Source organism: Microcoleus sp. AT8-A3, assembly GCF_036705675.1.
Classification (GTDB): domain Bacteria; phylum Cyanobacteriota; class Cyanobacteriia; order Cyanobacteriales; family Microcoleaceae; genus Microcoleus.
Window position 1 is genome coordinate 46,549 of sequence record NZ_JAUBVD010000040.1, and the last position, 15,929, is coordinate 62,477.

A 15,929-nucleotide genomic window follows, 5' to 3' on the forward strand; every position below is an offset into this window, starting at 1 on the left:
GCAAGATGCCCGTTCCACAAGAAGAAAATCTACTCTTTGTGGAACAGGCATCTTGCCTGTTATTGAAAAGGGTGCAAGATGTGAGTTATAACTGAAATGTACCATTGTCAATAAGCTTTATGAACGGGCAAGATGCCCGTTCCACAAGAAGAAAATCTACTCTTTGTGGAACAGGCATCTTGCCTGTTATTGAAAAGGGTGCAAAATGTGAGTTATAACAAATAACTAATAACTAACAGCTAACAACTAACAGCTAACAACTAACAGCTAATCACCTCTTCGCGGAATTTATGGGCGCCGAAAGTACAATCAACCAGACCGAACAGCTACCGCTGGTAGTAAATCCCGACATTCTCCAGCAAGCTATCCTATACAAAATTAATACTCGCATAAACGCTCGCGGAGAATTAATTTTCCCCTGCGTACCGGGAATGCTAAGCCACTATCTCAAGTCGATAGAAAAGCTATTTAGCACTCTCGACAGACCCCTGCCCGAAGACCGCAGAGACGAACTCAGCAAGCTTTTAGCCACCAAGTTAGAACAAGGCTACCGCACCTCCACAGCATCGATGCTGATCCTGCAATACGAATCAGTGCAGCCGCCGCAAACCGGTTTAGCCTGCAAAGTGATTGTTACTACCTCAAGTGTTGGAGAACAGTACAAAAGCTGGGTAGACACCAGAGAACCTCCGCTTTTCGGTTCTCATCCAGATGCAAAATTGATGGCAACGGCTGCTAAATTGGGCACGCCCGATCGAGTGCGGATTTTGGACGTGGGGGCTGGTACCGGCCGCAATACCTTGCCCCTGGCGAGATTGGGCTATTCTGTAGATGCGATCGAACTAGCCCCAGCTTTTGCAGAACAATTGAAAGCAGCAGTAACAGCCGAAAACCTTCCCGTGACAGTGACTGAAGGCGATGTGCTCGACCCCTTAATGCGGATGAAACCGGCCCGCTACCAGTTGGCAGTTGCCGCCGAAGTCATCTCACATTTTCGAGACAGCGATCAAGTACGGCTTTTCCTCGCTAAAATGTGCGATTCCCTGTCTCCTGGAGGTCTGTTGCTGTTCAGCACGTTTTTAACCGTCGGTGACTACCAGCCTGATGCCCTCGTGCGACAAGTTGCCCAACTCTCCTGGTCTACTTTATTTACGCCCCAAGAACTCGCCACTGCAATGGAAGGGTTGCCCTTAGTCCAAATATCCGACGAATTGGTGTTTGAATATGAACGCCACCACCTGCCGGAAGCAGCCTGGCCCCCGACGCCCTGGTTTCCCAGTTGGGCCACGGGTCGAGATGTCTTCCCGATGGCAAACGCACGCCCGCCAATGGAATTGCGCTGGATTTTGTGCCGCCGAAGTTAAAAAAAATCGGTCATTTATAGACGGACACAGCAATCAAAAGCTTTGCTCGGCGGTCAATTTTTTCTCATATATTTTTATTTCAACAGCTTAAACCCTGCTCGCTGTTAATATTGTGCTGCCAGTACAGAAAAATTCACAAAAATATATATTAAAATGTAAAGAGAGCGAAGTTCGATCGCCCCTGGGTAAGAAACCCAGTGTCTGATTAGATCCCGCGCTTGCCAACCTTTTATTTTTGGCGAAAAATTGGGTTGCTAATGGCAATCCGGCTGGAATAAAAGTCGATCCCCATCTCAATGGGTGCAACTAAAGTTAAGATGAATTCAACCAACCTATTCCTCCCGATAGATGACTTTTTAGGGAATAGGATTAGCCAAAAGATTAGCTCGCTAGTCAGAGATGCTGCACAGAAACAAATATGCTTTTAACACATCCACTACAAGCGTTTGGAGCAATCTTCGGCCACAAACCTTCCACAAATAGATCGTCGATCGACCACAAAACCAGTAAAAATTATTGGGAGGGGAATATTGAGTCCGCTGTAAACGAACAAATTGACTGGTACATCCAAGTGGAAATGCTAATGAGTAACGCTAAATCTTCCTGCACCAATGAAGAGATTACTGCTTGGCTGCGGGGATTGCTGACAATTGCTTGGGCAGACGGCAACTTTGACGAAGACGAGCAAAAAATGATTGCAAATCTAACTCAGGATGAACTACACCCGGTATCTTTTGAGGAGGGTTTTGAACCTATTGCCCCAGAGGAATTAGCCGCTGTGTTAGGGAAAGACACCGCCAAAGGCGAGGATTTTTTGAGGACAGCAGTCATGGTAGCTTTGGCAGACGGTACCTACTCGCTCAGCGAAGACGAGGTAATCTCTAAGTTTTGCACAGCTTTGGGGCACAATGTAGAGGCGCTGGAAGCTCTGCGACACACCATCGAAGACAGCAAGTGCGATGATCCGCAGGGGCCCAGCAGCCAAATAGTCTTTGATGCCAATGTCGCCCCCGTCGCCGGAACACCCCTTTCATCTCGGCTACCTAAACCTCACCACAAAGATGTCCTGCAACCCGTCAAAGACTGGCTTGACGGCTGGGAAATTCACGACCCCAAAGTGGCACACTTTGTCTGTAAAATTATTCCGCCCCAGTGTCCGTTTGAGCGAGATGTCGTGTTATTTGGTCGCAAAATCGTCCACATTCCGGCGATGTGCCAGATTAACCCGCTTTACGAACAGTTAGTCGGGATGCGCTTTCGAGCTCTCTGCTATTTGGCAGATGAATGTAAGGAAGATGTATCGTCCTATTGTTAGTAGTCATTAGTCATTAGCCATTAGCCATTCTGGTAAAATCTTGGATTAATGACTGTAACTATTAACCAATGACTACTAATTAGTCCTGAACGCAAAAACCTGGTTTTTCTACGAAAAAACATCATTACACCCATCCGCCCCAGTAGAAAAACCGGGTTTATGCAGTTTTTGTGCGTGAGTCCTGCTAATATCAAATCTGCTTTGATAATACTAATTCAACCCCAGTTTTGGTACAATCCTCAAGCTTATACAAATTATTAAAAATCGCCAATTTAGGAGCCGGACACGGCATTGCCGTTTCCCTACAAATGCTCACGTACAATCTCTGGTTCTGAACTACTTTTAAAAATTGGTAAAATTATAATTTTCCGGCAACTGTAAATCGCGACTAAACTTGGCTGTCGTCCGCCGACGCGGACTATAGGAAAAGGGGAATATTGTACTTGCATCTGGTATAATAACTAATGACTAATCACAACTAACAATTGACAATTGACCAATGACAAGTGATATCATGTCCGGTCGATTACCCCTAATAAGGTAGGGGCGGGTTCACGAAAAATATTTGCCAATAATTGACAATCTCAAAAACCCGCCCTCTTAATCGCTCGATTGGACATGATATGACAACTGACAACTGACAACTGACAACTGACTAAATTATGCAATTTATCGATCGAGCAGATATTCAAGTCGCAGCCGGCAAAGGTGGCGACGGTATGGTAGCTTTTCGCAGAGAAAAGTATGTACCGGCGGGCGGGCCCAGTGGCGGGACAGGCGGCAAAGGCGGTTCCGTGTATATGGTGGCGGTGGAAAGCCTGCAAACGCTGCTAGATTTTCAGTACAACCGGATTTTTAAAGCCGATGACGGGAAGCGGGGCGCGCCGAAAAATATGACTGGTGCAGGTGGGGACGATCGCACGATCGAAGTTCCCTGCGGTACAGTAGTTTACGACGCGGAAACTCAGGCAATCTTAGCAGATTTAGTAACGCCCGGACAGACTTTTTGCGTAGCCAAAGGTGGCAAAGGCGGTTTGGGAAACAAGTGTTTTCTGACCAATTCTAACCGTGCTCCAGATTATGCGATGCCGGGAAAAGAAGGAGAACACAAATTTTTGCGTTTGGAATTGAAGCTATTAGCTGAAGTGGGAATTCTGGGGATGCCCAATGCTGGCAAATCCACCTTAATTTCAGCTTTATCTGCGGCCCGCCCCAAGATAGCAGATTATCCGTTTACAACTTTAGTCCCGAATTTGGGCGTAGTCAGAAAACCCAGCGGCGACGGTACTGTTTTTGCTGATATTCCGGGATTAATTGAAGGGGCTCACGAAGGTGCTGGTTTGGGTTACGAGTTTTTGCGGCACATCGAACGGACTCGGTTGTTGCTGCATTTGATCGATATTACCGATGAAGATCCGATCGCCAATTATGTCACAATTCAGGAAGAATTGAAGGCTTACAGGCGTGGTTTAGCCGATCGACCGCAGATTTTGGCTTTTAATAAGGTAGATGCGATCGACCTCGAAAGCGAAGAAATCGGTAATTTAATCAGCCGACTTAAAGAAATTAGCGGCGCTCCTGTTTTGTTGATTTCCGCCGTTAGTAGACTTGGATTGGATGAATTGATGCAGCAAGTTTGGCAAAAACTCGACGAGATGAACGAGAAAGAGGCGGCAGAACAGTTAGCAGTCGCGAGTGTTTAATCGCTTTCCGGTTCCTGGAATTTCCGTGAATCGGTAGGTGTTTTTTTGAGGGGTCAATCGATTTTAGATTTTAGATTTTAGATTTTAGATTGAAGCATTGACCCCACGGATAAATTCGGGGGCTGGTTGATCGGATACAGGTTTTTTATTTCTGGACGGATGAATCACGTGGCGGTTATCCTGGATGCGGGAATTGTCAAATCTTTCGGCTGTATGCCTGGTGCGGCAAGGGTTTGAGCCTAAATGGTATCATAAAATATCTTGGACATCTATCTACGAAGTCAGTTTTTACTAAGTAAATCTTTAATTTCTTCAATAGTAAATGGAGGATATTTCCTATGAATCATTGCATGACAGTTAGGACATAGTGGACGTAAATCTTGAATAGGATTAACTTCATATTCTTGATTAATTTCAGCTAAAGGTATTATATGGTGAACATGAATAAAACCTTTACCTATTTCTCCAAAAACTTTTTCAAAGTTAAACTTGCAAACATAACAATTTAGCCCATAATATTCAATACATTTTTTGCGAGCTGGATTATTTCGTTCATAAGCATTAACTTGTATTTGACGAATAGAACCTTCTTTAAAAGTTTGAGTTTCCTCTACTTCTCCGACTTCATCAGGAAATATTAGCGTATCATCTGAGACACTAAAAGAATCGAAAAGCTGTTCAAAATCAAGCTTGGGTGTGGTTAAAATTTTGCAAACTAAAACATAGAGTTCTTCTTCAGAATATTCTTGAAATCCTTCATAAATTTCTTTCTCACAACGCCATAACTCTCTCTGCCACCAGCCTTTACGCCTATTTTCATGATAAGGATCAAAGGCATCTCTCAAATTTTTGATTGTATTAGCGGAAATTCCAAGTAGAGAGCCTATTTTTTCATGGGTATCAGTCATATTACCAAATCCCAATTTCTGATAAGCATCTCTATCAAATCTTGAAAGATAATAAGCTACTATATAAGCATACGGGGAATTACAATCACCCAATGAGTCTATAAGACTATTCCAGTTAGACGGTTTTTTCACAATTAAAATTATTCATTTGTTTTGTAATACCACTTATCTAAATTATTGCTACAATCTGCATCGTTGGGTTGATTTTATAATCACCTACTGTTTATGTGGTTTGTGGGCTGGGTGCTGGATATTCCCCAATACTGATAAGTTGCTCGCGTTCGAGGATGCGTTCTAGGAGGTTAAATTGCAGAATTTTAGCGGTTACGCGCCCTTCTGGTGTCCGTGGGACGATTGCTCCTCCTTCTAGCCGAAAATGGTCTGACCATTCCTGGAGACGGGGATTAAAAAAGGGAGTTAGCTGTCCAGTCTCAGGGTCGATAGAACCTAGGTCAGTTCCTTTGAAACGGTTGCAGCAAGGACAGGATAACGCTAGGTTTTCCACGACGGTGACCCCATCATGTTTTTCAGCAATGATGTGTTCCATTTCAAAGGCAAAGAGTGAAGCCGTTTGGGGAAATCGACAATACTCGCATTGGTCTCCGGCGCGTTGGGTGACGACGCGACGCACAGTGGCTGGTACATAACTCATGCTTCTGTCTGTAAGCGTTTGTAGGCGTGAGCTTTGGCTAAACGCACCCAATGTTCTAACAGCAAATAGCGATCGAGTTCGACTTCCTCTCTGGCCGAAATAGTGCCGGATTTATTGCGATCGAGCAGTTCGCTCATGCGGGCTTGCAACGCAGGTGTGGGGCGGATTGCGAGGATTTCTTCTGGGCTGGGTTGACTGGCTAGCAGTTCCACTATTTGGCGATCGTCTTGGTAGGGAATGGTTTCTGCGGGGGCGAGTTCCCGAAGTGCGCGATCCAGGGCTTCCGGGAGACGATCGCCCAATTGTTGCAGTTTTTCGCCGAGGATATCGGGAACTTCTAGGATAATTTGCATTAGTGCTGATGTGAGGAGGGGAATTCCCTTGATTGTAACAAAGGGAAAAAATGCCGTTAGCTTAAATCCCGATCGAGGATTGAAACTGCATAGCCCGATATTTCCACAGTTATTCACAATGGAGATAACTCGCGAATTTGCCCGTTGTAATCGACTCTCACCCTTCCATCTTGAGAAACCGTAACAACCGTTTCTACAGTAAAGACAGACGAACCAGGCTTGGAACCCTTAAAAGTAAAAGTCCAAGTTCCATCGCCATTGTCTACAAACGGCGATTCCCTAGAAATACCGTGCATAGAAGCTTCAGCTCGATAGTTGCCTAAACCCCCATTAGCCCTTTCTGCTGCTTGACGGGCTAAGTTTTTCGCCCGATTGAGTTCGATATTATTGTTGATCAGTCTCACGCCGTCCGTCTCAGATTCAGGAGCAGGATTAGCATTACTCAAGGTAGGGAAGACTCCCACAGCTAAAATTGAGAGCGCTACTAGACAAGCAAGTCGAATGTTTAGTTTCATAATACCAACTGGTTTATAGTTTGATAAAGTCTACAACAATAGCCGGAAAAAACCCGGTTGAATTTTCAATTTTTAATTTTAACTTTTGAATCGGCTGGCGTTTCCCCACCGTACAAATAGCGGTAACTCATCCGAGAAATCTCCCGAATCAATGTTTGAGCTGGCTTCTCTGTTTCCGGCGAATGCTTCACCATCACCGCCACCAAATAACGCTTACCGTTCGGCAAATCCACCATACCGGCATCCGCAAGAATTGTATCAATGTTGCCGGTTTTGTGAGCAATAATTGAACCTTCGCCTAAACCTTTCGGCAGCAAAGAATCATTTCTAGTTTGTCGCATGATTTGCAAAATACGATCGCGCGATTTCACCGATACCAAATTACCCCGATCGATCTGGGCGATGATATTAATCAAATCCTTCGGACTGGTAGTATTAGTACCCTCCAAATCTGGCAAATTATTACGCAGAACCGTGGTACTCAAACCCCAATTTGCAAAATGCTGATTCAAAACCTCAGCACCTCCCAACAACTCAATCATCATATTTGTCGCCGTATTGTCACTGACAACAATCATCTTTTGGGCAACTTCCAAAGCCGAATACTTCTTACCCGGAGACTCGTCTTGCATATCCCCAGAACCGCCGACAATGTGTTCGGACTTCAGCGTCAGCACCTGATCTAACTGCACTTTGCCCTCATCTACTGCTTGGAAAAAAGCTACTAAAATTGGTACTTTAATTGTGCTAGCTGAAGCAAAAGCAGTATCGCCATTAAAATTTAGGTAGCTTCCAGTATCTAAATCGACTAGAAATATTCCGGCTGTTAAACTAGGATTTTCTGTTGCTAAAACTTGAACTTTGGTTTTCAAAGCCGCTAATTCTTGATTCAGTTGCAGCACTTCTGGGGCTGCTGGTGCCGCAGATGCGCTATCGGCTGGGTTGTTCTGCCCTGTGGTGGTTTGTTCTTCTGTCGCTACAGTCGATGCTCGACTCACAGCATTTACCACCGACAGCAGCGTACCGCAAATTACCGCTATCCCAACTCCCAGAATCAGCAAGCGAGTAGCATACACCAACGGCGGCACGCTCCGAGGTGCAGAGCGTTTGCCCGGTTTCTGGCTCGCTTGCGGACGCGGTTTAGGCACGGGGGGTTTTTTGACATCTGGGGGGATTACCGTGTCTGGAATGCGAACTGGGGGCGAAGTGGGACGACTTCCACGGGTGGTAGGGGGAGTGGCTGTTGGGATCTGGGTGTTGGGATTGCTGGCGATCGAACTCACATTTTCCCGCTCCAGAGTCGGATCTGGAAACTGGAACATATCGACAGCAGCGAGGCCTTTTTTGCGTGGTTGGCGAGTCTTCGACTGCGGAGTTTTGCTGGTTCTGGGTTTTCTGGGGTTAATTGCCGATCGAGGATCGGATAAAAAGTCTTGTGTAGTAAATTCTTCCGAAGATGTGGGAGAATTGGCTCCAATTCTGCTGCCCCGGCCCTGTTGCGGTGGCAAAGTTGCAGGTTCGGGCGATCGAATTTCTGGATTGCCGTTTTGCGGTTGGGGAGGGCGGCGGCGGCCCGAGTTGCCAGACTGACTTGCTTTGCCGGACTTAGGCTGCTTTGAGCCGGAGTTGGGAGAGGATATCGACGAGGATATCACCGATAATATCGATCCTTTGGGAAACCGCTCTGCCACGTCTTACTCCTTCATCACTAATGTAAAGTTCAAGTTTAAGATTTTTCCGCTTGTCAGCCAATCAATTTTAGATTTTAGATTTTAGATTTTAGATTTACCCCAGACGCTGCATGGTATCAGCAACCGGGTTTATTGCCCGCAAATTATCGCAAAGCTTAGGTTTTTAGTCAAGAAACCCTGTTTTGAAGGTGACAAGTGGGTACAGGAAAGTTCTCCTAGCTATCTGTTGGATTTTCCGGCAACGCCCCATCCAGAGTATCAGAATTTGCCTCTCGTGGGTAACTTTTGATTGCCCATTCTGTTTGGCGGAGGACGCCCCGCAGCATGGCGACTTCATCCACTGTCGGATAAGCCCTGTTGTACAAACGCCGAAATTTTTCCATCCGGCTTGCTGCTGTGTGCTGCTGCAAATATCCTATTTTGAGTAAAAGCGTTTCTAGTTGCTGGTAATATCCCTCTAAATTTTCCAAGGGAGCACTGGCGAGGGGAATTGAGAGATTTTCTGTCTGGCGGGTGGCAAGTTGTTCTTGGTAACAAGTTGATAAATTATCTGTGGCATGGGGTATTGAAGAGGCAGAGCCTCTGGATATGCGTTCCCCGGCTGAGCCGGGGAACGAGGCATCTTCTTCTTCCTTCCCTGTTCCTTCTTCCCTCTTCCCTCTTCCTTCTTCCTTCTTCCTTCTTCCTTCTTCCCGGTATAGTTCGTAACAGCAGATAGCGACGGCTTGGGCGAGATTTAGAGATGTGTAGGCATCGCTGCTGGGAATGCGGATCAGGCGTTGAGCGCGGTTTAATTCGGCATTGGTCAAGCCGCAGTCTTCTCGGCCGAAAATGAGGGCGCTGGGGGCTTCTAGGAGCCAAGGCAAGGCCTCTGCGGGTTCTTCTAGTTGTGTTGGCAACGATCGACTATCATCCCCTGTAGTTGCGATCGCTCTGACACACCCAACCAAAGCAGCGGGCAAACTCTCGACTACTTTCGCCGTTTCCAATATGTCGGCGGCGCGAACTGCCATCAGTCGGGCTTCTTCCCCTAAATGATCGCATTGGGGATTTACCAAAACTAATTGGTGCAAACCCATATTTTTCATGACGCGGGCAACAGAACCGACATTCAATGGGCCTGCCGGTTCGACTAAAACTATTCGGATGTTGGCGTCGGCCGTTTCGAGCATTTTTATTTGGGGAGGTGTTTGGTAGAAATTAGGTTGTTTCCTTAGCAACAGGCAAGATGCCTGTTCCACAATCAAATTTAACTCTTGTGGAACAGGCATCTTGCCTGTTCATAAAAATGGTACAAGATGGGAATTAGTTAATCTATTGTCAAAATTAGCATGGCTAAGCAACGATCGAAATCTGATTTACCGACAAAAATGTGCCCGGTATGCGATCGACCTTTTACTTGGCGCAAAAAATGGGCCGACTGCTGGGATGAGGTCAAATACTGCTCCGAACGATGTCGTCGCCGCCGTTTGGCGGCTCAAGATTAAGAAGTTAGGGCAAGTTGCTCGAACAAAGCTAAGATTGCAAAGGAAAAATTTTAGGTTATTAGGTTATAAATTATGGCATCGCAACAAGTGCAACCAAAGCTAGTTATTCACGGCGGTGCCGGCAGTTCTCTACACAGTAAAGGCGGAATTGAGGCGGTGCGGAAATCGCTTTACGATGTTTTGGAGGAAGTTTATCCGCTGCTGAAAGACGGTGCAAGTGCCGTAGATGCAGTGGTGCGGGGGTGCCAATTGTTGGAAGATGACCCGCGATTCAATGCCGGTACTGGTTCTGTGGTGCAGTCGGACGGTCAAATTCGGATGAGTGCTTCGCTGATGGACGGTTTGATGCAGCGTTTCAGCGGGGCGATAAATGTTTCTCGCGTTCAAAATCCGATCGAACTTGCTAAATTTTTGCAGACTTCGGACGATCGGGTTCTCTCTGATTTTGGTTCGGCAGAATTGCTGCGAGAACTTCACTTGCCGATTTACGATCCGATGACGGATTTGCGTTTGCACGAGTGGATGCAGGAACGCCAAGGCAATTTTAGCAAAGCAATGGCTGACGTGGTTGCCGAACCGGCCGGTGTGGGTACGATCGGAGTCGTAGCTTTGGATGTGCATGGACGCTTGGCTGCTGGGACTTCGACTGGTGGCAAGGGTTTTGAGCGGATTGGGCGGGTTAGTGACTCGGCGATGCCGGCGGGAAATTACGCGGCAGGGAGTGCGGCGGTAAGCTGTACGGGGATTGGCGAGCACATTATGGACGAGTGTTTGGCCGCGCGAATTGTAATTCGGGTAACGGATGGTTTGAGTTTGAAAGCTGCTTTTGAGCGTTCTTTTGCTGAAGCTGACGAACGTCAACGGGATTTTGGCGCAATTGGAATTGATGCTAGCGGGGCGATCGCTTTCGGCAAAACTAGCGAGGTGATTTTGGGTGCTTTTCACAATGGTATGCAAATGGGCGATACTTTGGAAATGAGCAAGGGAACGCTGATTTTCATTGCTTAAAAATGGTTCTTAATCGGTGATTCCGATCCTCGACTTCTCCAAGAAGTCGGGGAGTTCGATCTGCGTTAGGAATGAGAATTAAATAACTTCCACAAGTTTGTGGGATGGGCGTCCCACAATAACAATTAAAATTGTAAGTTATTTAATTCGCGATCCTTAGTTTTACTCATTCCTTTCTCACTTCTAGCAATATGGCGACATTTTATGCAATGAGTTCTGAAAATGCGCTCGTCCTATCCTTCATCCGAATCTGAAAAAAGAGATTCCAAGTCGCGGTATCCATTCACTACGCGAACTACATCAATTCCATCTTCTCAGGGGTAATAAAAAACGATGTAATCATCGACAATAAATCCTCGCAAGCTGGGAGATAGCTGGCTATAATTTTTACCCATATTAGGAAAATCCGCCGTGACTTTACATCGTTCTCGAATCCTATCAAAAAGCTTACTGGCCGAACTGTAATTATTACCAGCAATAGAAGGAGCAAATGTCATCTAAATCTTGAATTGCATCATCTGAGAAAGAATAGCTGCTCATAATCCAGACTCAGAAATTGAGCGAATTTTTTCCTGCAATCTGGCAAAAACTACTTCACCATCAGTCACTTTTCCTTGAGCAATTTGCTCAGTGCCGCTAGCAATTTTTTGTCTGAGTTCTGCCAGACGCTGCTGTTTCAGTGGACGATTTCTTTCTTCTAGCAGTTGCAATGCTTCGCTAATTAATTCCTGAACGCTGTCATAGTTGCCACCTTTTAATTGCGAGAGCACGTATTTTTCCTGTTCTGGTGTTAGGGTAACATTCATTGTCTGGGCCCCTCTCAAAAACCTTAAATCAATTATACTCCAATAATTTAATCATGGCCCGTCACCTCTCTAATCTTCAATCCGCAGTTGCCAAAGTTTAACAGTACCATTCTCTCCGCCGCTGACGAGAGTTTCGCCCAAAAGCCCGATCGCCACCGCAGACACAGGGCTAGAATGTCCATCTAAAGTGTGCAGCAATTCGCCGCGAAAATTCCAAAGTCTAACAGTACCGTCAAAACACCCCACTGCAAAGTATTTCCCGTCGGGGCTAATTGCGGCGGCGGAAGTGATGCGAATTGCTGTTTGCAGCGAATGCAATAATTCGCCTGTTTGCAAATTCCAGAGTTTGATAGTTTGGCCACCATGATTGACAAGAATTTGGCTATCGGAAGAAATCGCTACATAATTTTCGCTGCCAAATGTTCGTCTCACTTCGCCTCCCGGCAATTCCCACAAAGTGACTGTGGCGCGACAGAAACCGCTGGCTGCATTGAGGCCGCTGGCTACTAGCATTTTTCCGTTGGGACTCAGGGCGATCGCACTTATGTCATCCCCTTGATAGCCTGCCAAAACTTGCAGCAGTTGGCCGCTGTTGAGGTGCTGAAGCTTGACAGTGCTGCGGGTGGTGCCGATCGCCAAAATTTGCCAGTCGGGGCTTACGGCGACGGATTCGTGGCGGTGTACCTCTGCCAAACGCTTCAGCAGTTGGCCGTTTTGCAGGTTCCAGAGTTTGACTGTACCCGCGCGCGATCGTGTCAGCAGCGTTTTGCTGGCGGGACTGAAAGCCACTAGCAATACGGCTGTTGAATGTCCGAAAATTGTCTGCTGCAGTTCCCCGCTGTGCAAACTCCAAATTTTCACTGTACTATCCTCTGATCCCGTTGCGAGGAATTGTCCGTCGGGACTGATAGCTGCAGACAAAATCCTGTCTGAATGGTGGAGAGTAGCTTTTAATATGGCGCCGGTTGAGGTTTTTGGCTGCGTTTTATATCCGGCTATTTCCAGCCAGTCGATCGCATCTCTCCAATTTTTAAGAGCATTTCGGGGCCGATTTGTCAATAATTCTATGTATCTGTACAAAGTTTTTGACAAGTCAACTTCTACACCTTTGATTTGTTTGTTGAGAAATACCGCAATTTCGGCTGGGCTGTAGCCGCACAACAAGCCGCAGAGGTGCCGCTTTTCTACAGGTGTCAGCCCTCTTCTGGTGTGGGGGGCGAATTGTTGTTTGGCATTTGCCAAGTCGGTGTAAAGCTTTTGGATGTCCCAGCCTTTGCTGGCGCGTGCAAATGGTTCTTCGGGTCGATCGAGGGTTGAGAGTATCATTTGCGGCAGTCGCGATCGAGTTCCTAGTCAAATTCCTAACCTAAATCCTAACATTCGCTGTGCGCGATCGAACTGTTGTCACCGCTAATCTATTTTTAACACAGCAAACAGGGGAAAGAGTTTCAGGTTGAAAATCCGCTCTTTTACAGTTGTCAAAATAAGTATACATCTACTGGAGAAATAGAAAATGCCGGGAATTGCGATCGCCTTATTTTTTATCCTAGGTTTAGTTTTAAGTCTTGTTGGCTATTTTTGGGGATTAGTTCAAGCTTTTGGAGAGGAAACTATTTGGGGAGTGCTTTACTTGCTTGTCCCATTGGCATCATTGGTTTTTTATATCAAAAATTGGAGCAATGAAAAAATTAGAAAAACCTTCTTAATTCAATGTGCTGGATTGTTGATGTTTGTATTGGGAGGCATTACTACTTCAGTATTTTATGGCAAAAATTTTGTAAAAATCTCTGGCTCTGGATCTAATGTAGAGCAGGGGTATAACGAGCAATCGCCCTCTTCTTTTCCTTCTGGTTTCAACACTTCTCCATCACCCAATCAAGAGTTATCTCCTGCTTTAGAGCCATCTCCTACTTCTGCTGCATCTGTAAATAATCCTAATTCTGCACGTGTTGCTGCTCAAAATTCTGACTTCAAACAATTGATGAAAGTCGGCTATATTTACTACGATCGGGGAGACTATCAAACCGCTTTAATCAATTTTAACAGAGCTTTACATATACGTCCCGGCGAGGCTTATGCTGTCAAGGCTGTTTACAACACCAAAAGTGCGATCGTCCAAAGCAGTGTCAAATAATAATCGGTGCAGTAAAAATTGCATACAGCGAATAGATAAGTGATTCACAGGGTTGTTAAAAATCTCACCTTAAATCATGAAAATCATCAAGCAAACGCCAAATAGATTAATAATTAAAACAGCCATCTTTTGGGATGGTTTGCTATTAATTTCTCCATTTATCGTTATGGGATTATTGCAGATTATTTTAGTATCAAATTGGATAGGTGGAGGTATCTTTCTGTTGTTTTCGCTGTCTTTGTTGGACGGGGCGATAGATGAAACATATATTTTTGATAAAACTCTTAGCAAAATGACCATTAAACGACGGGGTGTATGGCTTCATGATGTTACCGAATGCTCAACTCGCGATATTTCTGCGGTGGAATTAGAGGAAATAGGAGATAGCGAGGGAAATCGTAGTTATTATGTTGATTTGTGGATGTTCGGGGGCGATATCATCTGTTTAAGAAGCTATTCACTAACAGAACAATACAAAATGGCTGACTTGATTCGCAGCTATATCTCGATTAAGGATAATCGCACGGTTAGCAATGTATTTGCCCTACAAATCAGTGAACCCTAGCTATAGCAATCCTAAATATTCAGATAAATTGGTAGGGGTAGTGCTAAGAGTGCCTACCCCCTATCTATCGGGCAACCGGGCGTGGGATTGCCCCTACAATAATTATGCAAATGATGCGAGGATTGCTATATCGCGTAGGCAATCGCCCAAGTCCATCACCAGGGAGAAATGACGGAAAGCTATCTCAAAGCCACCCGCACCTATACTCGCTACAGTTATTGTGCGCGAGACATTTTAGTGCTAATATCTTAGCAAGATCAAAAGGCTCAGGTCATAGGACAAACTTCAAATAACATATAAGTTAACAATAGGGCGCATCCCAGCAAAGATAGGGCCTCTAATATCCTTTGTTTAATCTCAGGGTAAAATAAATGAAAATAATCGAGCAAACAGCGACTGAATTAAAAATTCAGACTCGTGGCGTATTTGATTTTTGGCTACCTAGCTGTTTGTTAATGGTATTTGGACTGAAATTGGCGGCGTTTGATTACAATTTGGCAAGCCTGTATTGTCACAGAGTGCAAGGAACACAAGGGAATTGTCAGTTGGTGCGATCGAGCTTGCTGGGATCGAAGATTCAAGAAATTCAGCTTGCTTCTTTGCAGGGAGCAAAAGTTGTCAGAGCGGCCTACACCAGCAAAGTTGTACTTCGGACTGATGCTGGCTATGTTCCTTTCACTGCTAACTCCCCTAATTGGGGAACCCAAGACGCTATTGCTTCGGACATCAATTCTTTTGTTAAAAATGCGGAGCGCAGATTGCTGGAATTAAAGCTACTCGACAGTTGGTTTCTAGGGATAGGAGCCATATTTGTGACAGCAGGGATAGCAGTAATAGCCTTCGGAAAAAAGGAAATTTATAGCTTTGATACAACTTTAAATGCCCTGACTGTTAAACAGCAGGGTTTGTTGGGAACTAAGCTAATTCAATACTCTCTGTGCGAGATTTATGGCGTGGAAGTCGAGCGAACAAAAGATCGGGAGCATGACATTTGGTACGAAGTTAGACTGTTAGTTTGTGGAGGCTCTCGCATCTCCCTACCCCGCACTATGAACCCATACCAGCAAGCAAAAATCGCCAAAGCGATTAACAACTATCTGCACCAGCAAAATAACCAAAAATAGCTGCTCGCGATCGACCCGATTTCTCAAGGTTGGAGACTTACGCAGAAACCGGGTTTTTTAGCAAAATCTCTCCTAGAGTGCGATCGCTTCCGTTATAAAAACCCGGTTTCTTTGGTATCGAGTGCGAAACTCGCAATTGGGTGGAAACTGATCATCTAAAAAGTGAACAATCGTTCACTTTTTAGGTTCTTTCGGAGCGCGAATTAAATAACTGACAATTTTAATTTTTATTGTGGGATGGGCGTCCCGCCCGTCCACTCATGACGGGCGGGACGCCCATCCCACTTTCAAGAGTGGAAGTTAT

At 45.5% G+C, this 15,929-nt stretch carries 17 protein-coding genes; 8 read left to right on the forward strand and 9 right to left on the reverse strand.

Going from position 1 to position 15,929, the window contains the following annotated elements:
• Positions 1 to 290 precede the first annotated feature (290 nt).
• From QUB51_RS21155 to obgE, 3 genes are all read left to right on the forward strand, one after another.
• A complete protein-coding gene (locus tag QUB51_RS21155) occupies positions 291 to 1,364 on the forward strand; it encodes a class I SAM-dependent methyltransferase (protein WP_333056867.1) in 1,074 nt (357 codons plus the stop codon).
• Between the two features lie 418 nt (positions 1,365 to 1,782).
• Entirely contained in the window at positions 1,783 to 2,679 is an 897-nt protein-coding gene (locus QUB51_RS21160) for a Mo-dependent nitrogenase C-terminal domain-containing protein (RefSeq protein ID WP_333056868.1), read from the forward strand.
• A 662-nt stretch (positions 2,680 to 3,341) separates the two neighbouring features.
• Positions 3,342 to 4,382 (forward strand): GTPase ObgE, encoded by a 1,041-nt coding sequence (gene obgE, locus QUB51_RS21165; RefSeq protein WP_333211907.1) that lies wholly within the window; start codon positions 3,342 to 3,344, stop codon positions 4,380 to 4,382.
• A gap of 281 nt (positions 4,383 to 4,663) precedes the next feature.
• Here the strand turns inward: obgE and QUB51_RS21170 are convergent, their stop codons facing one another.
• The 6 genes from QUB51_RS21170 to QUB51_RS21195 all read right to left on the reverse strand — a co-directional run bounded on the left by QUB51_RS21170 (position 4,664) and on the right by QUB51_RS21195 (position 9,673).
• On the reverse strand, positions 4,664 to 5,422 hold the full coding sequence (locus QUB51_RS21170; RefSeq protein WP_333233878.1) for an HNH endonuclease: 759 nt from the start codon (positions 5,420 to 5,422) through the stop codon (positions 4,664 to 4,666).
• 91 nt (positions 5,423 to 5,513) lie between these two features.
• Positions 5,514 to 5,942: an HNH endonuclease signature motif containing protein gene (locus tag QUB51_RS21175; RefSeq protein WP_333056873.1), complete on the reverse strand. Its 429-nt coding sequence runs from the start codon at positions 5,940 to 5,942 to the stop codon at positions 5,514 to 5,516.
• A complete protein-coding gene (locus QUB51_RS21180; RefSeq protein WP_333056874.1) occupies positions 5,939 to 6,412 on the reverse strand; it encodes a hypothetical protein in 474 nt (157 codons plus the stop codon). The genes QUB51_RS21175 and QUB51_RS21180 overlap by 4 nt, the downstream gene beginning before the upstream one ends.
• The gene (locus QUB51_RS21185; RefSeq protein WP_333263125.1) at positions 6,409 to 6,810 is read right to left on the reverse strand and encodes a hypothetical protein; all 402 of its coding nucleotides are present in this window, start codon (positions 6,808 to 6,810) and stop codon (positions 6,409 to 6,411) included. Before QUB51_RS21185 ends, QUB51_RS21180 begins: the two co-directional genes overlap by 4 nt.
• Positions 6,811 to 6,875: 65 nt before the next feature.
• The gene (locus QUB51_RS21190) at positions 6,876 to 8,501 is read right to left on the reverse strand and encodes a serine hydrolase (protein WP_333056876.1); all 1,626 of its coding nucleotides are present in this window, start codon (positions 8,499 to 8,501) and stop codon (positions 6,876 to 6,878) included.
• 215 nt (positions 8,502 to 8,716) lie between these two features.
• Complete coding sequence (locus QUB51_RS21195; protein WP_333056907.1) at positions 8,717 to 9,673, reverse strand: RNA methyltransferase; 957 nt, start codon at positions 9,671 to 9,673, stop codon at positions 8,717 to 8,719.
• A gap of 159 nt (positions 9,674 to 9,832) precedes the next feature.
• Between QUB51_RS21195 and QUB51_RS21200 the strand changes: the two genes are divergently transcribed.
• The gene (locus QUB51_RS21200) at positions 9,833 to 9,988 is read left to right on the forward strand and encodes a DUF2256 domain-containing protein (RefSeq protein ID WP_006631540.1); all 156 of its coding nucleotides are present in this window, start codon (positions 9,833 to 9,835) and stop codon (positions 9,986 to 9,988) included.
• A 72-nt stretch (positions 9,989 to 10,060) separates the two neighbouring features.
• Positions 10,061 to 10,996 (forward strand): isoaspartyl peptidase/L-asparaginase, encoded by a 936-nt coding sequence (locus tag QUB51_RS21205; RefSeq protein ID WP_333056878.1) that lies wholly within the window; start codon positions 10,061 to 10,063, stop codon positions 10,994 to 10,996.
• Between the two features lie 314 nt (positions 10,997 to 11,310).
• Here the strand turns inward: QUB51_RS21205 and QUB51_RS21210 are convergent, their stop codons facing one another.
• The 3 genes from QUB51_RS21210 to QUB51_RS21220 form a co-directional block, all read right to left on the reverse strand.
• Entirely contained in the window at positions 11,311 to 11,493 is a 183-nt protein-coding gene (locus QUB51_RS21210) for a type II toxin-antitoxin system RelE/ParE family toxin (protein ID WP_333056879.1), read from the reverse strand.
• 39 nt (positions 11,494 to 11,532) lie between these two features.
• Entirely contained in the window at positions 11,533 to 11,802 is a 270-nt protein-coding gene (locus QUB51_RS21215) for a type II toxin-antitoxin system ParD family antitoxin (RefSeq protein WP_333263122.1), read from the reverse strand.
• A gap of 69 nt (positions 11,803 to 11,871) precedes the next feature.
• Positions 11,872 to 13,128, reverse strand: coding sequence for a WD40 repeat domain-containing protein (locus tag QUB51_RS21220; protein WP_333056881.1), 1,257 nt, complete (start codon positions 13,126 to 13,128; stop codon positions 11,872 to 11,874).
• A 187-nt stretch (positions 13,129 to 13,315) separates the two neighbouring features.
• Here QUB51_RS21220 and QUB51_RS21225 point away from each other — a divergent pair, with 187 nt between their 5' ends.
• The 3 genes from QUB51_RS21225 to QUB51_RS21235 all read left to right on the forward strand — a co-directional run bounded on the left by QUB51_RS21225 (position 13,316) and on the right by QUB51_RS21235 (position 15,625).
• Positions 13,316 to 13,936: a hypothetical protein gene (locus tag QUB51_RS21225; protein WP_333056882.1), complete on the forward strand. Its 621-nt coding sequence runs from the start codon at positions 13,316 to 13,318 to the stop codon at positions 13,934 to 13,936.
• A 76-nt stretch (positions 13,937 to 14,012) separates the two neighbouring features.
• Positions 14,013 to 14,501, forward strand: coding sequence for a hypothetical protein (locus QUB51_RS21230; protein WP_333056883.1), 489 nt, complete (start codon positions 14,013 to 14,015; stop codon positions 14,499 to 14,501).
• A 371-nt stretch (positions 14,502 to 14,872) separates the two neighbouring features.
• Positions 14,873 to 15,625: a hypothetical protein gene (locus tag QUB51_RS21235; protein WP_333056884.1), complete on the forward strand. Its 753-nt coding sequence runs from the start codon at positions 14,873 to 14,875 to the stop codon at positions 15,623 to 15,625.
• Positions 15,626 to 15,929: the final 304 nt, after the last annotated feature.

Excerpts from the sequence above, each read along its gene's own strand:
- QUB51_RS21155 (WP_333056867.1), top strand. The coding sequence starts at position 291 with ATGGGCGCCGAAAGTACAATCAACCAGACCGAACAGCTACCGCTGGTA.
- QUB51_RS21160 (WP_333056868.1), top strand. The coding sequence starts at position 1,783 with ATGCTTTTAACACATCCACTACAAGCGTTTGGAGCAATCTTCGGCCAC.
- obgE (WP_333211907.1), top strand. The coding sequence starts at position 3,342 with ATGCAATTTATCGATCGAGCAGATATTCAAGTCGCAGCCGGCAAAGGT.
- QUB51_RS21175 (WP_333056873.1), bottom strand. The coding sequence starts at position 5,942 with ATGAGTTATGTACCAGCCACTGTGCGTCGCGTCGTCACCCAACGCGCC.
- QUB51_RS21185 (WP_333263125.1), bottom strand. The coding sequence starts at position 6,810 with ATGAAACTAAACATTCGACTTGCTTGTCTAGTAGCGCTCTCAATTTTA.
- QUB51_RS21195 (WP_333056907.1), bottom strand. The coding sequence starts at position 9,673 with ATGCTCGAAACGGCCGACGCCAACATCCGAATAGTTTTAGTCGAACCG.
- QUB51_RS21200 (WP_006631540.1), top strand. The coding sequence starts at position 9,833 with ATGGCTAAGCAACGATCGAAATCTGATTTACCGACAAAAATGTGCCCG.
- QUB51_RS21205 (WP_333056878.1), top strand. The coding sequence starts at position 10,061 with ATGGCATCGCAACAAGTGCAACCAAAGCTAGTTATTCACGGCGGTGCC.
- QUB51_RS21210 (WP_333056879.1), bottom strand. The coding sequence starts at position 11,493 with ATGACATTTGCTCCTTCTATTGCTGGTAATAATTACAGTTCGGCCAGT.
- QUB51_RS21215 (WP_333263122.1), bottom strand. The coding sequence starts at position 11,802 with ATGAATGTTACCCTAACACCAGAACAGGAAAAATACGTGCTCTCGCAA.
- QUB51_RS21220 (WP_333056881.1), bottom strand. The coding sequence starts at position 13,128 with ATGATACTCTCAACCCTCGATCGACCCGAAGAACCATTTGCACGCGCC.
- QUB51_RS21225 (WP_333056882.1), top strand. The coding sequence starts at position 13,316 with ATGCCGGGAATTGCGATCGCCTTATTTTTTATCCTAGGTTTAGTTTTA.
- QUB51_RS21230 (WP_333056883.1), top strand. The coding sequence starts at position 14,013 with ATGAAAATCATCAAGCAAACGCCAAATAGATTAATAATTAAAACAGCC.
- QUB51_RS21235 (WP_333056884.1), top strand. The coding sequence starts at position 14,873 with ATGAAAATAATCGAGCAAACAGCGACTGAATTAAAAATTCAGACTCGT.